Here is a 20272-nt window from a genome sequence, read left to right as displayed (position 1 = left end):
TCAAAGGAAACGGAAGGGAATTCTGACAGTCTTGCGTACAGGCATAAACGTAAAGTTACCGCCCCTTGACCGAAATTGTCGCAGCGCTGCAAGCGTAGATGACCGATCAGTCGTTAAGCTTCGGCGAGCCCTGGGCGTGCCTGCGCACGTTCAACGTCTGGTTTTTTACCGTCCGTCATGCCACGGGTTGGCTATCGTTGATCCGTACACGGCGCACGCAGCGACGCTTCAATTATTACAAAGCCCAAGCGGAGTACCACAGATGGCGTTCTTCACCGCAGCCAGCAAAGCCGACTTCCAGCATCAACTGCAAGCGGCCCTGGCGCAGCACATCAGCGAACAGTCCCTGCCACAAGTGGCGCTGTTCGCCGAGCAGTTCTTCGGCATCATCTCTCTGGACGAACTCACCCAGCGCAGGCTTTCCGACCTGGCCGGCTGCACCCTGTCAGCCTGGCGCATCATCGAGCGTTTCGACCCCGAATACCCGCAAGTGCGGGTGTACAACCCTGATTACGAACGCAATGGCTGGCAGTCGACCCATACCGTGGTCGAAGTGCTGCACCATGACCTGCCGTTCCTGGTCGACTCGGTGCGCACCGAGCTCAACCGCCGTGGCTACAGCATCCACACCCTGCAAACCACCGTGCTCAGCGTGCGCCGTGGCGCCAAGGGCGAGCTGTTGGAGCTGCTGCCCAAGGGAACCCAGGGCGAAGGCGTGCGCTACGAGTCACTGATGTACCTGGAGATCGACCGCTGCGCCAATGCCGCCGAGCTGACAGTGCTGACCCGCGAGATCGAGCAGGTGCTGGCCGAGGTACGGGTGGTGGTGGCCGACTTCGAACCGATGAAGGCCAAGCTGCGTGAAGTGGTAGCGCAGGTGGAGCAAACCGCCTTTGGCCCCGCCCAAAACGAGAAAGGCGAAGTCAAGGCCTTCCTCGAATGGCTGCTGGATAACCACTTCACCTTCCTGGGCTATGAAGAATTCACCGTCAAGGGCGACGCCGATGGCGGCCAGATGGTCTACGACGAGCAGTCGTTCCTCGGCCTGCCGCGCCGTCTGCGCGTGGGCCTGACCGCAGAAGAGCTGCGCATCGAAGACTACGCTGTGGCCTACCTCAACGAGCCGCTGCTGCTGTCGTTCGCCAAGGCCGCACTGCCCAGCCGCGTGCACCGCCCGGCCTACCCGGACTACGTGTCGATCCGCCAGCTGGACGCCGACGGCAAGGTCATCAAGGAGCACCGCTTCATGGGGCTGTACACCTCGTCGGTGTATGGCGAAAGCGTGCATGCCATTCCGTACATCCGCGTGAAGGTGGCCGAAGTCGAGCGCCGTTCGGGCTTTGATCCCAAGGCCCACCTGGGCAAGGAACTGGCCCAGGTGCTGGAAGTGCTGCCGCGCGACGACCTGTTCCAGACGCCGATCGACGAGCTGTTCAGCACGGTCATGGCAATCGTGCAGATCCAGGAGCGCAACAAGATCCGCGTGTTCCTGCGTAAAGACCCGTATGGCCGCTTCTGCTACTGCCTGGCCTACGTCCCGCGTGAAATCTATTCCACCGAAGTACGGCAGAAGATCCAGCAGGTGCTGATGGAGCGCCTGAAGGCCAGCGACTGCGAGTTCTGGACCTTCTTCTCCGAATCGGTACTGGCCCGTGTGCAACTGATCCTGCGGGTCGACCCCAAGAACCGTATCGACATCGACCCGCAGCAGCTGGAACGCGAAGTCATCCAGGCCTGCCGCTCGTGGCATGACGACTACTCGGCACTGGTGGTGGAGAACTTCGGCGAAGCCCAGGGCACCAACATCCTCGCCGATTTCCCCAAAGGCTTCCCGGCCGGTTACCGCGAGCGCTTCGCCGCGCACTCGGCGGTGGTCGACCTGCAGCATGTGCTGAACCTGTCGGAAAGCAAGCCGCTGGCCATGAGCTTCTACCAGCCGTTGACCCAGGTGGGCGAGCGCATCCTGCACTGCAAGCTGTACCACGCCGACACCCCGCTGGCGCTGTCCGACGTGCTGCCGATTCTGGAAAACCTCGGCCTGCGCGTGCTCGGCGAGTTCCCGTACCGCCTGCGCCATGCCAATGGCCGCGAATACTGGATCCACGACTTCGCCTTCACCTACAGCGAAGGCCTGAGCCTGGACATCCAGCAGCTCAACGACACCCTGCAGGACGCCTTCATCCACATCGTCCGTGGTGACGCCGAGAACGACGCTTTCAACCGCCTGGTGCTCACCGCCGGCTTGCCGTGGCGCGACGTGGCCTTGCTGCGTGCCTACGCCCGTTACCTGAAACAGATCCGTCTGGGCTTCGATCTGGGCTATATCGCCAGCACCCTGAACAACCACACCGACATCGCCCGTGAGCTGACCCGGTTGTTCAAGACCCGCTTCTACCTGGCGCGCAAGCTTACCCAGGACGACCTTGACGACAAGCAGCAGCGCCTGGAACAGGCCATCCTGAGCGCCCTGGATGACGTGCAGGTGCTCAACGAAGACCGCATCCTGCGGCGCTACCTGGACTTGATCAAGGCCACCCTGCGTACCAACTTCTACCAGCCCGACGCCAACGGCCAGAACAAGTCGTACTTCAGCTTCAAGTTCAACCCCAAGCTGATCCCCGAACTGCCCAAACCGGTGCCAAAGTTCGAGATATTCGTCTATTCGCCGCGCGTCGAGGGCGTGCACCTGCGCTTTGGCAACGTTGCCCGTGGTGGCCTGCGCTGGTCCGACCGCGAAGAGGACTTCCGTACCGAAGTGCTGGGGCTGGTGAAAGCCCAGCAGGTGAAGAACTCGGTCATCGTGCCGGTCGGCGCCAAGGGTGGTTTCCTGCCGCGTCGCCTGCCGCTGGGCGGCAGCCGTGACGAGATCGCCGCCGAAGGCGTGGCGTGCTACCGCATCTTCATTTCCGGCCTGCTCGACATCACCGACAACCTCAAGGACGGTGGCGTGGTGCCGCCGGCCAACGTGGTGCGTCATGACGATGACGACCCGTACCTGGTGGTAGCGGCCGACAAAGGCACCGCGACCTTCTCCGACATCGCCAACGGCATTGCCATCGACTACGGCTTCTGGCTTGGCGATGCCTTTGCCTCGGGCGGCTCGGCCGGTTACGACCACAAGAAGATGGGCATTACCGCGCGCGGCGCCTGGGTGGGCGTGCAGCGTCACTTCCGCGAGCGTGGCATCAACGTGCAGGAAGACCCGATCACCGTCATTGGTGTGGGCGATATGGCCGGCGACGTGTTCGGCAATGGCCTGCTGATGTCCGACAAGCTGCAACTGGTGGCTGCGTTCAACCACCTGCATATCTTCATCGACCCCAACCCCGACCCTGCCACCAGCTTTGCCGAGCGCAAGCGCCTGTTCGACCTGCCGCGTTCGGCCTGGAGCGACTACGACACCAGCATCATGTCCGAAGGCGGCGGGATCTTCCCGCGCAGTGCCAAGAGCATCGCCATCAGCCCGCAGATGAAAGAGCGCTTCGCCATCGAAGCCGACCGCCTGACCCCGACCGAGCTGCTGAACGCGCTGCTCAAGGCCCCGGTGGACCTGCTGTGGAACGGCGGCATCGGTACCTACGTGAAGGCCAGCACTGAAAGCCACGCCGATGTCGGCGACAAGGCCAACGATGCGCTGCGGGTCAACGGTAACGAACTGCGCTGCAAGGTAGTGGGCGAGGGCGGCAACCTGGGCATGACCCAGCTCGGCCGCGTCGAGTTCGGCCTGAACGGCGGCGCCACCAACACCGACTTCATCGACAACGCCGGCGGCGTGGACTGCTCCGACCACGAGGTCAACATCAAGATCCTGCTCAACGAAGTGGTGCAGGGTGGCGACATGACCGAGAAGCAGCGCAACCAGCTGCTGGGCAGCATGACCGACGAAGTGGCCGGCCTGGTGCTGGGCAACAACTACAAGCAGACCCAGGCGCTTTCGCTGGCCGCTCGCCGCGCCCGCGAGCGGATTGCCGAGTACAAGCGCCTGATGGCCGACCTCGAGGCGCGGGGCAAGCTGGACCGTGCCATCGAATTCCTGCCGTCCGAAGAGCAGTTGGCCGAACGCCTGGCTGCCGGCCAGGGCCTGACCCGCGCCGAGCTGTCGGTGCTGATCTCGTACAGCAAGATCGACCTCAAGGAGCAACTGCTCAAGTCGCTGGTGCCGGACGACGACTACCTGACCCGTGACATGGAAACCGCTTTCCCGCCGTCCCTGGTCAGCAAGTTCGCCGAGGCCATGCGCCGCCACCGCCTGAAGCGCGAAATCGTCAGCACCCAGATCGCCAACGACCTGGTCAACAACATGGGTATCACCTTCGTCCAGCGCCTGAAGGAGTCGACCGGCATGAGCCCGGCCAACGTGGCCGGTGCTTACGTGATCGTGCGCGATATCTTCCACCTGCCGCACTGGTTCCGCCAGATCGAGGCGCTGGACTATCAGGTGCCGGCAGAGATCCAGCTCACCCTGATGGACGAGCTGATGCGACTGGGCCGCCGAGCCACCCGCTGGTTCCTGCGTAGCCGCCGCAACGAACAGGACGCCGGGCGCGATACCGCGCACTTCGGGCCGAAGATCGCGCAGCTGGGTCTGAAGCTGGATGAGCTGCTCGAAGGCCCTACCCGCGAACGCTGGATGGTCCGCTACCAGGGCTTTGTCGACGCCGGTGTGCCGGAGTTGCTGGCGCGTATGGTGGCGGGTACCAGCCACCTGTACACCCTGCTGCCGATCATTGAAGCGGCCGACGTGACCGGCCATGAGCCTGCGCAGGTGGCCAAGGCATTCTTCGCCGTGGGCAGCGCGCTGGACCTGACCTGGTACCTGCAGGAAATCAGCAACCTGCCGGTGGAAAACAACTGGCAGGCGCTGGCGCGCGAGGCATTCCGCGACGATATCGACTTGCAGCAGCGGGCGATCACCATTTCAGTCCTGCAGATGGCCGATGCACCGCAAGACATGGATGCCCGCGTGGCGCTGTGGTCAGAGCAGCATCGGGGAATGGTGGAGCGCTGGCGCGCCATGCTCGACGACCTGCGCAATGCCACGGGCACTGACTATGCGATGTACGCGGTGGCCAACCGCGAGCTGGTCGACCTGGCCATGAGCGGGCAGGCAGCGGTGGTGCCGTCCTGAGCCTTGTAGTGAGGTAAAACAAAGCCCCGGCAGTGATGCCGGGGCTTTTTTTTGTATGCCTGGGCGGGCCATTTCGCGGGTGAACTCGCTCCTACAGGGGGGGCGGGGCTGTTACTTGAACCGTCTCTCCACGCCTTTTTCGACCAGGATCTTGGCGGAAATCTCTTCCACCGAAAAATGCGTGGAATTGATATTGGGAATGTTCTCCCTGCGGAACAGGCTTTCCACTTCACGCACTTCGAATTCGCACTGGGCAAAGCTGGAATAACGGCTGTTGGGCTTGCGTTCGTGGCGGATGGCGGTGAGGCGGTCGGGGTCGATGGTCAGGCCGAACAGCTTGCTGTGGTGCTTTTTCAGCACCGCCGGCAGCTGCAGGCGCTCCATGTCATCCTCGGTCAGCGGGTAATTGGCGGCACGGATGCCGAACTGCATGGCCATGTACAGGCAGGTTGGGGTTTTGCCGCAACGCGACACGCCAACCAGAATCAGGTCGGCTTTGTCGTAGTAGTGGGTGCGTGCACCATCGTCGTTATCCAGGGCGAAATTCACCGCCTCGATGCGTTCCATGTAGTTGGAATTGCCACCAATCGAGTGGGATTTGCCCACGGAATACGACGAATGGGCAATCAATTCCTGCTCAAGTGGGGATAAAAACGAAGAAAAGATGTCGATCATGAAGCCATTCGACGTCGCCAGGATCTCGCGGATGTCCTGGTTGACAATGGTGTCGAAGATGATCGGGCGGACCCCATCCCGCTCGGCCGCAGCGTTGATTTGCTGGACCATGACCCGCGCTTTGTCCGGCGAGTCGATGTAAGGGCGGGTGAATTTGTTGAAGGGAATGCTCTCGAATTGCGCGAGCAAACTCTGGCCCAGGGTTTCGGCAGTGATACCGGTGCCGTCGGAGATGAAGAACGCGGTTCGTTTCATTTGCGATCTGGGCCTTAAGCTGATGACGATTCTTGGATATGATAAGTTCGGTTTGCCGAATGCGGCTGTCGACATTCTGCCACATTTGCAGCGCCTATTTTCCAGGTACAGGCCACAAACGCCCGGCCAAGTCATAGAAGACAGGCGGGCGCCTTTTGAGCTTTTCCAACACAGTTAGTGGAGAGATCACCTTGGTAGAGTACGTAGTTTCCCTCGATAAGCTCGGCGTCCATGATGTGGAGCATGTGGGGGGCAAGAACGCATCCCTGGGCGAGATGATCAGTAACCTCGCCGGTGCCGGCGTGTCGGTGCCGGGCGGCTTTGCCACTACGGCTCAGGCGTACCGTGACTTTCTCGAGCAGAGTGGGCTGAACGACCGCATTCACGCCGCGCTCGACGCGCTGGACGTTGACGACATCAATGCCCTGACCAAGACCGGCGCGCAGATTCGCCAGTGGGTCATGGAAGCCGAATTCCCGCCACGCCTGGATTCGGAAATCCGTACGGCCTTCGCCGAAATGGCCGCCGGCAACGACAACATGGCCGTTGCCGTGCGTTCCTCGGCTACCGCTGAAGACCTGCCGGACGCCTCGTTCGCCGGCCAGCAGGAAACCTTCCTCAACATCCGCGGCGTCGATAACGTGATCCGCGCGGCCAAGGAAGTGTTCGCTTCGCTGTTCAACGACCGCGCCATCGCCTACCGCGTGCACCAGGGCTTCGACCACAAGCTGGTGGCCCTGTCTGCCGGCGTGCAGCGCATGGTCCGCTCCGAAACCGGCACCGCCGGGGTGATGTTCACCCTCGACACCGAGTCGGGCTTCCGCGACGTGGTGTTCATCACCGGCGCCTATGGCCTGGGCGAAACCGTGGTGCAGGGTGCAGTCAACCCTGACGAATTCTACGTGCACAAGAACACCCTGCAGGCCGGCCGCCCGGCCATCCTGCGCCGCAACCTGGGCAGCAAGGCGATCAAGATGATCTACGGCGACGAGGCTAAGGCCGGTCGTTCGGTCAAGACCGTCGAAGTCGACCGCGCCGAGCGCGCACGCTTCTGCCTGACCGATGCCGAGGTCAGCGAGCTGGCCAAGCAGGCCATGATCATCGAGCAGCACTACCAGCGCCCGATGGACATCGAGTGGGCCAAGGACGGTGACGACGGCAAGCTGTACATCGTCCAGGCCCGCCCTGAGACGGTGAAGAGCCGTTCCAGCGCCAACGTCATGGAACGCTACCTGCTCAAAGAGAAAGGCACCGTGCTGGTCGAAGGCCGTGCCATTGGCCAGCGTATCGGCGCCGGCAAGGTTCGCGTCATCAACGACGTCTCAGAAATGGACAAGGTCCAGCCGGGTGACGTGCTGGTCTCCGACATGACCGACCCTGACTGGGAGCCGGTGATGAAGCGCGCCAGCGCCATCGTCACCAACCGCGGTGGCCGTACCTGCCACGCGGCGATCATCGCCCGTGAGCTGGGTATCCCGGCGGTTGTCGGTTGCGGCAACGCTACCCAGGTGCTGAAAGACGGCCAGGGCGTGACCGTTTCCTGTGCCGAAGGCGACACCGGCTTCATCTTCGAAGGTGAGCTGGGCTTCGACATCAAGCAGAACTCGGTCGATGCCATGCCGGAACTGCCGTTCAAGATCATGATGAACGTCGGCAACCCGGACCGCGCCTTCGACTTCGCCCAGCTGCCCAACGCCGGTGTCGGTCTGGCACGCCTGGAGTTCATCATCAACCGCATGATCGGCGTGCACCCCAAGGCGCTGCTGAACTATGCGGGCCTGCCTGCCGACCTGAAAGACAGCGTCGACAAGCGCATTGCCGGCTACAACGACCCGGTCGGCTTCTATGTCGAGAAGCTGGTCGAGGGTATCAGCACCCTGGCGGCGGCCTTCTACCCGAAAAAGGTCATCGTGCGTCTGTCGGACTTCAAGTCCAACGAGTACGCCAACCTGATCGGCGGCAAGCTGTACGAGCCGGAAGAAGAAAACCCGATGCTGGGCTTCCGCGGTGCTTCGCGTTACATCAGTGAATCGTTCCGTGACTGCTTCGAGCTCGAGTGCCGTGCACTGAAGCGTGTGCGCAACGAGATGGGCCTGACCAACGTCGAGATCATGGTGCCGTTCGTGCGTACCTTGGGCGAAGCCAGCCAGGTCGTCGACCTGCTCGCCGAAAACGGCCTGGCCCGCGGCGACAACGGCCTGCGCGTGATCATGATGTGCGAACTGCCGTCCAACGCCATCCTCGCCGAAGAGTTCCTGGAATACTTCGACGGCTTCTCGATCGGCTCCAACGACCTGACCCAGTTGACCCTGGGCCTGGACCGTGATTCGGGCATCATCGCCCACCTGTTCGACGAGCGTAACCCTGCGGTGAAGAAGCTGCTGGCCAACGCCATTGCCGCCTGCAACAAGGCTGGCAAGTACATCGGCATCTGCGGCCAAGGCCCATCGGACCACCCGGACCTGGCCAAGTGGCTGATGGAGCAGGGCATCGAAAGCGTGTCGCTGAACCCGGACTCGGTACTCGAGACCTGGTTCTTCCTGGCCGAAGGCCAAGGCGCGGCCTGATGCAGTAAACGCGGGGGGGCGTCTGGCGCCCTCCTGCCTGGTTTTTTCCAGGGCGAGCTCCAGCAATGGACCCCGCCCTTTTTTGTGCACCAAGCAACCTTATGCAAAGCAGCAGCACTTTATTCCCCGTGGCCCTGCTCAGTGCCGAGCGCCGCGGCGATCTCAGCGAAGACGTGTATCGGATCAAGGCCGGCAATGGCCCGGACCCCAGCGTCGAGCTCGCCATCACCCGTCTGGGGCTGGCCGACCAGGCTCAGGCCCAGGGCGTGCCGGTCATTCTCCTGCATGGCAGTTTTTCCAATCGGCGCTTCTGGTATTCGCCCAAAGGGGTTGGCCTGGGCGCCTACCTTGCACGTGCCGGTTTCGATGTCTGGATCCCGGAAATGCGAGGCCACGGCCTGTCGCCGCGTAACCATGACTGGAAACACAACAGCGTTGCCGCCTACGCCCGTGATGACCTGCCGCTGATCAACGCCTTCGTGCGCGAGCAATCGGGCCAGGCGCCGCACTGGGTTGGTCATTCCCTGGGTGGCACCACCCTGGTAGCTGCGCTGGGCGGTGGTTTTCTGGCTGCCGAGCAGTTGGCCAGCGTGGCGCTGTTCGGTACCCAGATCAGCCGTGTCTATTGGCCGTTGAAAGTGCCGCCGCTGGCTTGGGGCGCGAAGCTGGTGCTCAAGCGTTGGGGGCAGATATCCGGGCCACGTTTCAAGCGTGGGCCTGAAGACGAGCCGATAGGCCTCGCCCTGGAGAGCATGCGCTGGCACGGCCTGTTCGGGCGCTTTGGCGACAAGCAGAACGATTGGTGGGCAGGGCTGGCTGAAGTGGATGTACCGCTGCTGGCAGTGGCCGGTGCAGGGGACTTCCAGGACCCGGTGTGGGCCTGTCGCAAGCTGTTCGAGCAGTTGGGCGGCGAGCGCAAGCAGTTCCTGCGGCTGGGTCGTGAAGAAGGTTTCGAGGCCTTTGGGCATGTCGACATGCTGGTGAGCAAGGCTGCGCAGGTGCAGGTGTGGCCGCTGGTGGAGCGCTGGCTGCACAACCCGCTGCTGCCGGTGCATGCGTCCACTGTCGTTGCGGAACCTGTGCCTGCCAGCTGAGTTTGCTGTACCTGTCATGGCCTCTTCGCGGGTGAACCCGCTCCTACACTGGATAACGCGCGTTCCTGTGCAGGAACGGGTCATGCATGGAAGGGCCGAGACAGGATGAATACAAATGACTGCCCGGTCCCGGATGACTACGACAGCCTCCAAGGTGTAGCCTTGGCCGATACCCGCTTTCGTTGTGACTGACAGGAGCTTCCCATGCAGCATTACGTAACGCCCGACCTGTGTGACGCCTACCCGGACCTGGTACAAGTGCTGGAGCCGATGTTCAGCAATTTTGGTGGCCGCGATTCGTTCGGTGGCCAGATCGTTACCATCAAGTGTTTCGAGGACAATTCGCTGGTCAAGGAGCAGGTCGAACTCGACGGCAAGGGCAAAGTGCTGGTGGTCGATGGCGGTGGGTCGCTGCGCCGTGCGCTGCTCGGCGACATGCTCGCCGAAAAAGCCGCAAAAAACGGTTGGGAAGGCTTGGTGATCTACGGCTGCGTGCGTGATGTCGACGTGCTGATCCAGACCGACGTTGGCGTGCAGGCCCTGGCCAGCCACCCGATGAAGACCGACAAGCGGGGTATTGGCGATCTCAACGTGGTGGTGACCTTCGCCGGGGTAACTTTCCGCCCGGGTGAGTATGTGTATGCCGACAACAATGGCGTGCTGGTCTCGCCGAAACCGCTGAAAATGCCGGAGTAATGCGCCGCACGCGCTGATGGAGCTTTGATGTTCGAGGAAGACAACGCGCAGTGGGGGCTGGTGCATGCCCTGGTGCTCGATGGCAAAGGTGGCGCGCGCTCGATTGCCCGTACCGAACTGGACGACCTGCAGTTGCAACCGGAGCAGAGCCTGTGGCTGCACTGGGACCGCAGCCATCCGCAAACCCGTTCCTGGCTGCTGCACGACAGCGGCCTGAGCGAGTTCGCCTGCGAGCTGCTGCTGGAAGAAAACACCCGGCCGCGCCTGCTGCCCATGGCGGACGAACAGCTGTTGCTGTTCCTGCGGGGGGTCAACCTCAACCCGGGTGCCGAGCCCGAAGACATGGTTTCGGTACGCATCTTCGCCGAGGCGCAGCGGGTTATTTCGCTGCGCCTGCGGCCGTTGCGCGCCAGCGATGAAATTCTCCAGCTGCTGGAACAGGGCAGGGGGCCGAAATCGGCCTCGGAACTGTTGCTGTTGATGGGCGAGTTGCTGACCGAAAAGGTCCAGGGCCTGGTCAGCGACCTGGCCGAGCTCGTCGATCTGGAGGAAGAAAAGGTCGAATCCGACGAGCGGTATGCCCCGGAGCAGGGCAGCCTGCAGCAGATCCGCCGCCGTGCCGCTGGCTTGCGCCGCTTTCTCGCCCCGCAACGGGAAATCTACGCGCAGTTGTCGCGCAGCAAATGGAGCTGGTTCGCCAATGCCGACGCCGATTACTGGAATGAACTCAACAACAGCCTGATCCGCTACCTCGAAGAGCTGGAACTGGCCCGCGAACGCGCTGCGCTGGTGCTGGAAAGCGAGGACCGGCGGCGCAGCGAGCGGATGAACCGCACCATGTACCGCTTTGGCATCATCACCTGCATCTTCCTGCCCATGAGCTTTGTCACCGGGCTGCTGGGCATCAATGTCGGCGGCATCCCCGGGGCGGAAAACCCTTTGGGCTTCCTGTTCGCCTGCATCGTCGTGCTGGGGTTGGCCGTGGGGCAGTGGTGGCTGTTCCGGCGGTTGCGGTGGGTATAGCTGTGCAATTTGAAACCTTCGTGCCAACAGGATGTGTGACCCGTCGCCCGGCCATCTCGTCTCTTGCTGACACTGCGCGAGGTGCCCATGCACGATCCGTTTGAAGAATCCCTGCGCGACCTGCTCAAGGCGTCACCCTCCGGCAATGACCGGGACGACCGGGACGACGCCGCTTGCCTGGGTCGCGTGCTGAAAACCGCCAACCGCCAGGTTGGCGCGGGTGATCTGTTCAGCCTGCTTGGCCGCTGGAGCCAGGCGCTGCTGATTGCCGTGAACAATGGCTCGGCGCATGTTGCGCCGGTGCGTCGACACTCTTCCCGCAACGCTGCCAATGGCAGCAAAGCAGATAAGGCCGATTGAATATGGAACTCGATCTCTGGACCCAGAGCCTGGTCACCGCGATGACTGCCCTTTGGACCAAGGTAGCGAACTTCATCCCCAACCTGTTCGGCGCGCTGGTCGTGGTGCTGCTCGGTTTCGTGGTGGCCAAGCTGCTCGACACGCTGCTGTCCAAACTGTTGGCCAAATTTGGCCTGGACCGCCTGATGGCCGGCACCGGCCTCACCAAAATGCTCGGTCGCGGCGGCATCCAGGTGCCGATCTCGACCCTGATCGGCAAGATCGTCTATTGGTTCGTGCTGCTCATCTTCCTGGTCTCGGCTGCCGAATCGCTGGGCCTTGAGCGGGTTTCGGCAACCCTCGACATGCTCGCCCTGTACTTGCCCAAGGTGTTCGGCGCGGCTCTGGTGCTGCTGGCCGGCGTACTGCTGGCGCAGGTGGCCAACGGCCTGGTGCGTGGCGCTGCCGAAGGTATCGGCCTGGAATATTCGGCGGGCCTGGGGCGTATTACCCAAGGCCTGGTGATCATCATCAGCATCTCGGTGGCCATCAGCCAGCTTGAAGTGAAAACCGACCTGCTGAACCACGTCATCGTTATCGGGCTGATTACCGTTGGTCTGGCCGTTGCCTTGGCCATGGGCCTTGGCAGTCGCGAAATTGCCGGGCAGATCCTGGCCGGCATCTACGTGCGCGAGCTGTACCAAGTCGGCCAGCAGGTGCGGATTGGAGAGGTCGAAGGGCATATCGAGGAGATCGGTACGGTGAAGACGACGCTGCTGACCGATGATGGCGAACTGGTGTCACTGGCTAACCGCGAGCTGCTTGAACAGCGCGTCAATAGCCGCTAACCGCACAAAAGCTGTTAATGTATGCCGCCGCGAAATTCGACCCACGGGGTCGCGCGGCGACATTGACCTGACTGTCGGCCAGATCCGTTTTGAATAAAGTTCATTCGCCGCCCATGCGCTATGACCCCCGCGAGCTCACAGACGAAGAGTTGGTGGCGCGTTCGCATGAGGAGCTGTACCACGTTACCCGCGCCTATGAAGAGCTCATGCGGCGCTACCAACGGACCCTGTTCAACGTCTGTGCGCGTTATCTGGGGAACGACCGTGACGCGGACGATGTCTGTCAGGAAGTGATGCTGAAAGTGCTGTACGGGCTGAAGAACTTCGAGGGTAAGTCGAAGTTCAAGACCTGGCTCTACAGCATCACCTACAACGAGTGCATTACCCAGTACCGCAAGGAGCGTCGCAAACGTCGGTTGATGGATGCCTTGAGTCTGGACCCTGTTGAAGAGGCGTCCGAAGACAAGGCTCCGAAGCCGGAAGAAAAAGGCGGGCTGGACAAGTGGCTGGTGCATGTGAACCCGATTGACCGGGAAATTCTGGTGCTGCGTTTTGTCGCAGAGCTGGAGTTCCAGGAAATTGCCGACATCATGCACATGGGCCTGAGCGCGACGAAAATGCGTTACAAGCGCGCGCTAGACAAGCTTCGGGAGAAATTTGCCGGCCTTGATGAAACTTAGTGGCGTGCAAATATCTCTAACGAACCGGCGAGTTCTGCTAGACTCGCCGTCGAGTTGTCCCTCTTGTTTGTGGTGGGACTGCTTAACTATCACCAGATGGGGATTTAACGGATGAAACTGAAAAACACCTTGGGCTTGGCCATTGGTTCGCTTGTAGCCGCCACTTCGATTGGCGCTATGGCACAAGGTCAAGGCGCCGTCGAGACTGAAATCTTCTACAAGAAAGAATTCTTCGACAGCCAGCGCGACTTCAAGAACGACGGCAACCTGTTCGGCGGCTCGATCGGTTACTTCCTGACCGACGACGTTGAGCTGCGTCTGGGCTACGACGAAGTGCACAACGCTCGTGGCGAAGACGGCAAGAACATCAAGGGCTCGAACACTGCCCTGGACGCCGTTTACCACTTCAACAACCCGTACGACGCTATCCGTCCATACGTTTCCGCTGGTTTCTCGCACCAGTCGCTGGGCCAGACCGGCCGTGGCGGTCGTGACCACTCCACCTTCGCCAACGTTGGCGCTGGCGCCAAGTGGTACATCACCGACATGTTCTATGCCCGTGCCGGCGTAGAAGCTCAGTACAACATCGACCAGGGCGACACCGAGTGGGCCCCGAGCGTTGGTGTTGGCCTGAACTTCGGCGGTAGCCCGAAGCAAGCTGAAGCTGCTCCTGCTCCAGTTGCTGAAGTCTGCTCCGACTCCGACAACGACGGCGTGTGCGACAACGTCGACAAGTGCCCAGACACCCCGGCCAACGTTACCGTTGACGCCGACGGCTGCCCGGCTGTTGCCGAAGTCGTTCGCGTTGAGCTGGACGTCAAGTTCGACTTCGACAAGTCGGTCGTCAAGCCTAACAGCTACGGCGACATCAAAAACCTGGCTGACTTCATGAAGCAGTACCCACAAACCACCACCGTGGTTGAAGGTCACACTGACTCCGTGGGTCCAGACGCTTACAACCAGAAGCTGTCCGAGCGTCGTGCCAACGCTGTCAAGCAAGTGCTGACCCAGCAGTACGGCGTAGAATCCAGCCGTGTTGACTCGGTTGGCTACGGCGAAACCCGTCCGGTTGCTGACAACGCCACCGAAGAAGGCCGTGCTGTCAACCGTCGCGTTGAAGCTCAGGTAGAAGCCCAGGCCAAGTAATTGGTTTGAAGCTTCATGAAAAACCCGGCCTCGGCCGGGTTTTTCTTTGCCTGGGTTTTAACCGGCCCTGAAGGCCGCTCCTGCGGTCAGCCTGCGATTGCGATCCGCCCCATAGCCTGCTGCTCCCCAACCACCTCCCCAATCACCAGGATTGCCGGGCTACGCAAACCAAACGCCCGCGCAGCTTCCACCATTCCCTGCACATCGCTTCTGCACTCCCGCTGCTGCGGCAACGAGGCATTTTCGATCATCGCCACCGGCATTCCCGGCGCCATGCCCCCCGCCAGCAATCCTTGGCGCACTTGTTCCAGCCGCGCCACTCCCATGTAGACCACCAGCGTTGTCCCGCCCTGAGCCAAGGCCGCCCAGTTCAGCTCGCTATCGTCCTGGGTGTGCGCCGTCACCAGCGTCACCCCTCGGCTCACGCCCCGTGAAGTCAGGGGAATCCCGCATTGGGTGGCCCCGGCCAGGCCGGCGGTGATGCCATTGATCACCTCCACTTCGATGCCATGCCCTTGCAACCACAGCGCCTCTTCACCGCCACGGCCGAAAATGCAAGGGTCGCCGCCCTTGAGCCGCACCACGCAACGGCCCTGTCGCGCGTGGCGCAGCATCAGGCGCTGAATGAACGCTTGCGGTGTAGAGCGGCAGCCGCCGCGCTTGCCCACGGTCATTATCCGGGCCTGCGGGCAATGCTCGAGCACTGCCGGGTTGACGAGGTCGTCTACCATGACCACGGCGGCTTGCTGCAACGCACGCACTGCCTTGAGGGTGAGCAGTTCAGGGTCACCAGGGCCGGCACCGACCAGCCATACTTTTGCATTCATCAGCGTTTCCTCATCGGCAAGGCGCGTTCAGCCCTTGAGCAGGGTGAACAGCAGTATCAGATTGATCAGCAACGACAACAGGGCCAGGGTGCGCCATACCTTCAGCGGCTCGCGTTCCAGCAGCGGCCGGGGGCGGCTGGGCAGTTCCTGGCGGTCGCCGCGCTCGAGCAGCAGCAACCAGTGTTCGGCGGTTTCGAAGCGCTGCGCCGGGTCGCTCGCCACGGCCTGCAGCAGGTTGTGCTGCAGCCATTCCGGCAGGTCGGGTCGGTAGCGCGCGGCGTTGACCGGCTGGCCGAAGCGCGGGCGCTGGAAGGCCTCTACCTCGCCGTACGGGTAGTGTCCGGTCAGCAGGTGGTACAGGGTCACGCCCACTGCATACAAGTCCTGACGCGGGCTGGGCGGGTGGCCATCGAATGCTTCCGGGGCGATATACGAGGGCGTGCCGGGCAGCTCGTGCAGCGGGTCTTCGGACAGGCCCGGGCAATAAGCCAGGCCGAAGTCCAGCAGGCGCAGCTGGCCATCACGGCCCAGGTGCAGGTTGTCTGGCTTGATATCGCGGTGCAGCAAGTTGCGCCGATGCAGCACACCGACTGCCTGCAGCAGTTGCCGTGCGACTTCCAGCCATTGCGGCAGGGGCAGCGGGCCCTGTTCGGCTAGCAACGCCGCCAGGTTCTGGCCGGGATATTCGCGCATCACGTAGTACAGGTGCTGGCGCTGACTGGCGGCGTGTAGCTCGGGGAAGTGCCGGCCGGCGATGCGGCGCAGAAACCACTCTTCCAGCAACAGCCCTTGCGCCGCCCCCGGTTCCTGTTCGCGTGCAGTGGGCAGGGTCTTGAGCAGCCAAGGCTGGTTCTGGCTATCGCGCACTTTGTACAGCAAGGACTGGCGGCTGTGCGCATGCAGTGTTTCGACCTGCCAGCCGTCGATCACCTGGCCTTCGCGCAGCGGGCCGGGCACTGGCCATTGTTGCAGTTGCGCCAGGGTATCGCCCAGGTTGGCCGTGCCCAGTTGTTCGACTTGCACCAGTAAGGCGCTGGCGTTGTCCTTGCTGCCGCTGAGGTGGGCACTGGCCACCAGGGTGTCGGCGGCCAGTTGCAGGTCAGTTTGCTCGCGCAGCACGGCCTGGATGTGCTGTTCGCCCAGGCTGGCCCAGACCCCGTCGCTGAGCAGCAGAAAACATTCGCCCGGTTGCAGCTCGCCTTCCAGGTAATCCACCAGCAGGTGCTGGTCCAGGCCCAGCGCCCGTTTCAGTACATGCTGCATGCCCGGTTGGTCCCAGACATGGTCTTCGCTCAGGCATTGCAGGTTCCCCTCGTGCCAGCGGTACACCCGGCAGTCGCCTACATGGGCCAAGGTAAAGCGCCGGCCGCGCAACACCAGCGCGCTAAGTGTGGTCAGCAACGGCTGGCCGCTGCCCTGGGCGCGCAACCAGCGGTTTTGCGCCAGCAGCAGGCGGTCGAGGGCCTGGGCCACGCTCCAGGTGGCCGGCGTGGCGTAGTAATCCAGGGCCAGTGCCTGCAGGCTGGCGCGCGCCGCCAGGCCGCCGTCGGTACATTGGCTGACGCCGTCGGCCAGGGCGAACAGGTAGCCTTTGCTGGCGGCCAGTTCTGGTGCCGGCGTGACCAGGCGCAGGGCGTCCTGGTTTTCCGCGCGCGGCCCGGTGGCGCTGGCTTGGGCAAAGCTCAGTTGCAGGCTCATCGGCGTGCCTCAGACCCGTGCTGCGGTGACTGCAGCCGAGCCCCAGGTGGTGCGCCAGCGCTGTTTCACCCCGTGCAGGCCGAACCAGGCCAGCAGGCCCAGGCTGGCGAACAGCCACAGCCCCAGTTGGTAATCGCCAGTGTGCTGCTTGATGGTGCCAAGCCCGGCCGCCAGCAGGAAGCCGCCGATGCCCCCGGCCATGCCGATCAGGCCGGTCATTACCCCGATCTCTTGGCGGAAGCGTTGTGGCACCAGTTGGAACACTGCGCCATTGCCGGCACCCAGGCCGAGCATGGCGCTGACGAACAACGCCAGTGCGGCCGCGGCAGAGGGCAGGTTGAAGCCGACTGCGGCAATGCAGATGGCGGCCACGCCGTACATGCCCAGCAGGGTGCGGATGCCGCCAAAACGGTCAGCCAGGGCGCCGCCGAGCGGGCGCATCAGGCTGCCGGCGAACACACAAGCGGCGGTGTAGTAGCCGGCGGTGACCGGGCTCAGGCCGTATTGGTCGCTGAAATAGCCGGGCAGGGCGCTGGCCAGGCCGATGAAGCCGCCGAAGGTAACGCTGTAGAAAAACATGAACCACCAGCTGTCACGGTCGCCCAGTGCCTTGAGGTAGTCGGCCATGGCTTTCGGCTTGGGCCGTTGCGGGGCATTGCGCGCCAACAGGGCGAACACCACCAGCGCCAGTGACAGCGGGATCAGCGCAAAGCCGAACACATTGTTCCAGCCAAAGCCGGCTGCCAGTGCCGGTGCCAGCAAGGCCGCGAACACCGTGCCGGAGTTGCCTGCGCCGGCGATGCCCATGGCCTTGCCCTGGTGCTGTGGCGGGTACCACTGCGAGGCCAGCGGCAGCGAAACGGCGAAGGACGCACCGGCAAAGCCCAGGAACACGCCTAGCAGCAGGGCCTGTTCATAGCTGTGTACGCCAAGGTGCCAGGCTGCGGCCAGGGCGACGATGACCACCACCTGGCCGATCAGGCCAGCCGTCTTGGGCGACAGGCGGTCGACCAGAACGCCCATGGCGAAGCGCAGGATTGCCCCGGCCAGGATCGGCGTGGCCACCATCAGGCCCCGTTGTTGTGCGCTCAGTTGCAGGTCGGCAGCAATCTGCACCGCCAACGGGCCCAGCAGGTACCAGACCATGAAGCTGAGGTCGAAGTACAGAAACGCGGCGAACAGCGTGGGCACATGCCCGGATTTCCAGAAGCTGGCACTCATCGAACACCTCACTCGGTAGTACAACGGAACGAAAAAGACGCCGCTACCCGCTCCATGGGTGTGGAGGGGAGAGCGACGTCTTTGTCGGGATTCAAGTGGGGTAACCGCCGTTGGCTACCGGTGAGATTTGTTCAGCAAGAGATGGGCCAACTTCCGGGGCGGCTTGCTCGGAATTTTCAGCGCATCAGCCGAGCATCTCATGCATGGCAATGATCTGTTCGGCAACCTGGATCAGCTTCTGCTGCCGGCTCATGGCCTGGCGACGCATCAGGGTGTAGGCCTGCTCTTCGTTGCAGTCCTTCATTTTCATCAGCAAGCCCTTGGCCTGCTCGATGCGCTTGCGTTCGGCCAATTGCTGGTCGCGCGCCAGCAGCTGTGCCTTCAGTGCCTGGTCGCTTTCGAAGCGGGCCATGGCCACGTCCAGGATCGGCTGCAGCCGCGCAGCATGGATACCTTCGACGATATAGGCACTGACCCCTGCCTGGATCGCCTGGCGCATCATCCCGGGGTCGTGCTCGTCGGTGAACAACACGATGGGCCGCGGCTGGTCACGGCTGACCAGCACTACCTGTTCCATCACATCGCGGTCTGGCGAGTCGGTATCGATCAGCACCACGTCCGGGCGCACCGTTTCGACGCAGGCGGGCAGGTCGATGGTCAGGTCTGGGGCTTCGATGATCTCGAAGCCGGCCTCACTCAACGCAGCCCTCAGGCGACCGAGCTTGCTCTGGGTGTCGTCGATAAGCAGGATGCGCAACATGTTCGTCCCCCTCACGCGCCGACACGGGCATCGGGCAACTCGCCCAAGGCATGCAAGCTGAAACTGCGGGCATAGCCGAAGGGGTCGCTGCCGTCCCAGCGGGAGCCATCGATCAGCAGGCTGCTGCGCATCGGTTGGCCTGGGCAAGCGATGCCCAGGCTCTGTGCGGCCTCGCTGTACAACTGCAGTTGCTGGACCTGCCGGGCCACGCCGAGGTAGTCGGGGTCTTCGCGCAGCAGGCCCCAGCGGCGGAACTGGGTCATGAACCACATACCGTCGGACAGGTAGGGCAGGTTGGCCCGGCCTTGGTCGAACAGGCGCAGGGCGTGTGGGTCTTGCCACTGGTTGCCCAGGCCATCCTCATAATGGCCGAGCAGGCGGGGGGCTATGCTGTCCAGCGGGGTGTCCAGGTAAGCGCTTGCGCTGAGCAGTTGCGCGGTGCTGCGGCGGTTTTCCGGGCTTTGCTCGATGAATCGGCTGGCGGTGAGGATCGCCTTGATCAGCGCACGGGCGCTGTTGGGGTATTGCTCGGCAAAGACGCGGGCGCAGGCCAGGACCTTTTCCGGGTGATCCGGCCAGATCGACTGGCTGGTGGCCAGGGTGAAGCCTTGGCCTTTGGCCACCGCGTCGGCGGCCCAGGGCTCACCAACGCAGAAGCCGTCAATGCGCCCGGCCTGGAGGTGTGCAGCCATCTGCGCCGGTGGCACCACTACGCTGTCGACGTCGCGCAGCGGGTGAATGCCCTGGCTGGCCAGCCAGTAATACAGCCACATGGCGTGGGTGCCGGTGGGGAAGGTCTGGGCGAACGTCAGGCGTGCGCCATGCTGGTGCACCAGGCGCGCCAGTGCCTCAGGGTTGGTCACGCCCTTGCGCTGCAAGGCAGGGGACAGGTTGATAGCCTGGGCGTTCTGGTTCAGCCCCATGAGCACGGCCATGTCGCTGGCAGGTACGCCGCCAATGCCCAGGTGCACGGCGTAGACCAGGCCATACAGGCAATGTGCGGCGTCCAGTTCGCCGCTGACCAGCTTGTCGCGCAGCCCGGCCCACGAGCCCTGGCGCTGGAGGTTGAGGGTAAGGCCGTGCTGCTGGGCGAAGCCCTGGGTGGCGGCGACCACGACCGAGGCGCAGTCGGTCAGGGCCATATAGCCGATGTTCAGGCTGGTTTTTTCCGGCGCGTCGCTGCCGTTGACCCAGGCCAGGGGCGTTGCTCGGGGTACAGTGTTCACAAGAGTCCTCGCCCTTACTGATAAGGCTGTGGGCTGAACGGGTGCAACCGATGTGCCAAGCGCTCCACGATTTGCTGTCCTGCCAGCCC

General features: G+C 62.9%; 15 protein-coding genes. 9 read left to right on the top strand and 6 right to left on the bottom strand.

The window, feature by feature from the left end; genetic code table 11:
- Nucleotides 1–262: 262 nt before the first annotated feature.
- On the top strand, nucleotides 263–5128 hold the full coding sequence (locus LU682_RS20600) for an NAD-glutamate dehydrogenase (RefSeq protein WP_049586685.1): 4866 nt from the start codon (nucleotides 263–265) through the stop codon (nucleotides 5126–5128).
- Nucleotides 5129–5239: 111 nt separating this feature from the next.
- On the opposite strand, the gene ppsR is transcribed toward LU682_RS20600, so the two are convergent.
- Nucleotides 5240–6058, bottom strand: coding sequence for a posphoenolpyruvate synthetase regulatory kinase/phosphorylase PpsR (gene ppsR, locus LU682_RS20595; RefSeq protein ID WP_010953083.1), 819 nt, complete (start codon nucleotides 6056–6058; stop codon nucleotides 5240–5242).
- A 191-nt stretch (nucleotides 6059–6249) separates the two neighbouring features.
- On the opposite strand from ppsR, the gene ppsA reads away from it, so the two are divergent.
- From ppsA to LU682_RS20555, 8 genes are all read left to right on the top strand, one after another.
- Entirely contained in the window at nucleotides 6250–8625 is a 2376-nt protein-coding gene (ppsA, locus tag LU682_RS20590; RefSeq protein WP_003248638.1) for a phosphoenolpyruvate synthase, read from the top strand.
- A gap of 101 nt (nucleotides 8626–8726) precedes the next feature.
- Entirely contained in the window at nucleotides 8727–9719 is a 993-nt protein-coding gene (locus LU682_RS20585) for an alpha/beta fold hydrolase (RefSeq protein WP_010953084.1), read from the top strand.
- Nucleotides 9720–9923: 204 nt separating this feature from the next.
- The gene (gene rraA / locus LU682_RS20580; protein ID WP_010953085.1) at nucleotides 9924–10415 is read left to right on the top strand and encodes a ribonuclease E activity regulator RraA; all 492 of its coding nucleotides are present in this window, start codon (nucleotides 9924–9926) and stop codon (nucleotides 10413–10415) included.
- Nucleotides 10416–10442: 27 nt separating this feature from the next.
- A complete protein-coding gene (locus tag LU682_RS20575; RefSeq protein WP_003248655.1) occupies nucleotides 10443–11438 on the top strand; it encodes a zinc transporter ZntB in 996 nt (331 codons plus the stop codon).
- 87 nt (nucleotides 11439–11525) lie between these two features.
- Nucleotides 11526–11798 carry a hypothetical protein gene (locus tag LU682_RS20570; protein ID WP_010953087.1) on the top strand — a complete coding sequence of 91 codons (273 nt, stop codon included), beginning with the start codon at nucleotides 11526–11528 and terminating at the stop codon, nucleotides 11796–11798.
- Between the two features lie 2 nt (nucleotides 11799–11800).
- Entirely contained in the window at nucleotides 11801–12625 is an 825-nt protein-coding gene (locus LU682_RS20565) for a mechanosensitive ion channel family protein (RefSeq protein WP_010953088.1), read from the top strand.
- A 113-nt stretch (nucleotides 12626–12738) separates the two neighbouring features.
- Nucleotides 12739–13305, top strand: a complete 567-nt coding sequence (gene sigX, locus LU682_RS20560; RefSeq protein ID WP_003248665.1) for an RNA polymerase sigma factor SigX — start codon at nucleotides 12739–12741, stop codon at nucleotides 13303–13305.
- A 111-nt stretch (nucleotides 13306–13416) separates the two neighbouring features.
- Complete coding sequence (locus LU682_RS20555; RefSeq protein WP_010953090.1) at nucleotides 13417–14451, top strand: OmpA family protein; 1035 nt, start codon at nucleotides 13417–13419, stop codon at nucleotides 14449–14451.
- An 86-nt stretch (nucleotides 14452–14537) separates the two neighbouring features.
- On the opposite strand, the gene cobA is transcribed toward LU682_RS20555, so the two are convergent.
- The 5 genes from cobA to LU682_RS20530 all read right to left on the bottom strand — a co-directional run bounded on the left by cobA (nucleotide 14538) and on the right by LU682_RS20530 (nucleotide 20183).
- Entirely contained in the window at nucleotides 14538–15278 is a 741-nt protein-coding gene (gene cobA / locus LU682_RS20550) for a uroporphyrinogen-III C-methyltransferase (RefSeq protein WP_010953091.1), read from the bottom strand.
- 27 nt (nucleotides 15279–15305) lie between these two features.
- A complete protein-coding gene (locus LU682_RS20545) occupies nucleotides 15306–16976 on the bottom strand; it encodes a bifunctional protein-serine/threonine kinase/phosphatase (RefSeq protein WP_010953092.1) in 1671 nt (556 codons plus the stop codon).
- Between the two features lie 9 nt (nucleotides 16977–16985).
- A complete protein-coding gene (locus LU682_RS20540; protein ID WP_049586692.1) occupies nucleotides 16986–18197 on the bottom strand; it encodes a nitrate/nitrite transporter in 1212 nt (403 codons plus the stop codon).
- Between the two features lie 184 nt (nucleotides 18198–18381).
- Nucleotides 18382–18957, bottom strand: coding sequence for an ANTAR domain-containing response regulator (locus LU682_RS20535; protein WP_003248677.1), 576 nt, complete (start codon nucleotides 18955–18957; stop codon nucleotides 18382–18384).
- 11 nt (nucleotides 18958–18968) lie between these two features.
- Nucleotides 18969–20183 (bottom strand): CmpA/NrtA family ABC transporter substrate-binding protein, encoded by a 1215-nt coding sequence (locus tag LU682_RS20530; protein WP_010953094.1) that lies wholly within the window; start codon nucleotides 20181–20183, stop codon nucleotides 18969–18971.
- Nucleotides 20184–20272 lie beyond the last annotated feature (89 nt).

It is taken from the genome of Pseudomonas alloputida (genome assembly GCF_021283545.2).
GTDB lineage: Bacteria > Pseudomonadota > Gammaproteobacteria > Pseudomonadales > Pseudomonadaceae > Aquipseudomonas > Aquipseudomonas alloputida.
The sequence above is the reverse complement of the archived record's forward strand: the minus strand, read 5'-3'. Positions and strand labels throughout refer to the sequence as shown.

What these genes read in the sequence shown, in the direction of transcription:
- LU682_RS20570 (WP_010953087.1), top strand. Translation starts at nt 11,526, where the DNA reads ATGCACGATCCGTTTGAAGAATCCCTGCGCGACCTGCTCAAGGCGTCA.
- LU682_RS20545 (WP_010953092.1), bottom strand. Translation starts at nt 16,976, where the DNA reads ATGAGCCTGCAACTGAGCTTTGCCCAAGCCAGCGCCACCGGGCCGCGC.
- LU682_RS20565 (WP_010953088.1), top strand. Translation starts at nt 11,801, where the DNA reads ATGGAACTCGATCTCTGGACCCAGAGCCTGGTCACCGCGATGACTGCC.
- LU682_RS20555 (WP_010953090.1), top strand. Translation starts at nt 13,417, where the DNA reads ATGAAACTGAAAAACACCTTGGGCTTGGCCATTGGTTCGCTTGTAGCC.
- LU682_RS20575 (WP_003248655.1), top strand. Translation starts at nt 10,443, where the DNA reads ATGTTCGAGGAAGACAACGCGCAGTGGGGGCTGGTGCATGCCCTGGTG.
- cobA (WP_010953091.1), bottom strand. Translation starts at nt 15,278, where the DNA reads ATGAATGCAAAAGTATGGCTGGTCGGTGCCGGCCCTGGTGACCCTGAA.
- sigX (WP_003248665.1), top strand. Translation starts at nt 12,739, where the DNA reads ATGCGCTATGACCCCCGCGAGCTCACAGACGAAGAGTTGGTGGCGCGT.
- LU682_RS20535 (WP_003248677.1), bottom strand. Translation starts at nt 18,957, where the DNA reads ATGTTGCGCATCCTGCTTATCGACGACACCCAGAGCAAGCTCGGTCGC.
- ppsR (WP_010953083.1), bottom strand. Translation starts at nt 6,058, where the DNA reads ATGAAACGAACCGCGTTCTTCATCTCCGACGGCACCGGTATCACTGCC.
- LU682_RS20540 (WP_049586692.1), bottom strand. Translation starts at nt 18,197, where the DNA reads ATGAGTGCCAGCTTCTGGAAATCCGGGCATGTGCCCACGCTGTTCGCC.
- LU682_RS20600 (WP_049586685.1), top strand. Translation starts at nt 263, where the DNA reads ATGGCGTTCTTCACCGCAGCCAGCAAAGCCGACTTCCAGCATCAACTG.
- rraA (WP_010953085.1), top strand. Translation starts at nt 9,924, where the DNA reads ATGCAGCATTACGTAACGCCCGACCTGTGTGACGCCTACCCGGACCTG.
- LU682_RS20585 (WP_010953084.1), top strand. Translation starts at nt 8,727, where the DNA reads ATGCAAAGCAGCAGCACTTTATTCCCCGTGGCCCTGCTCAGTGCCGAG.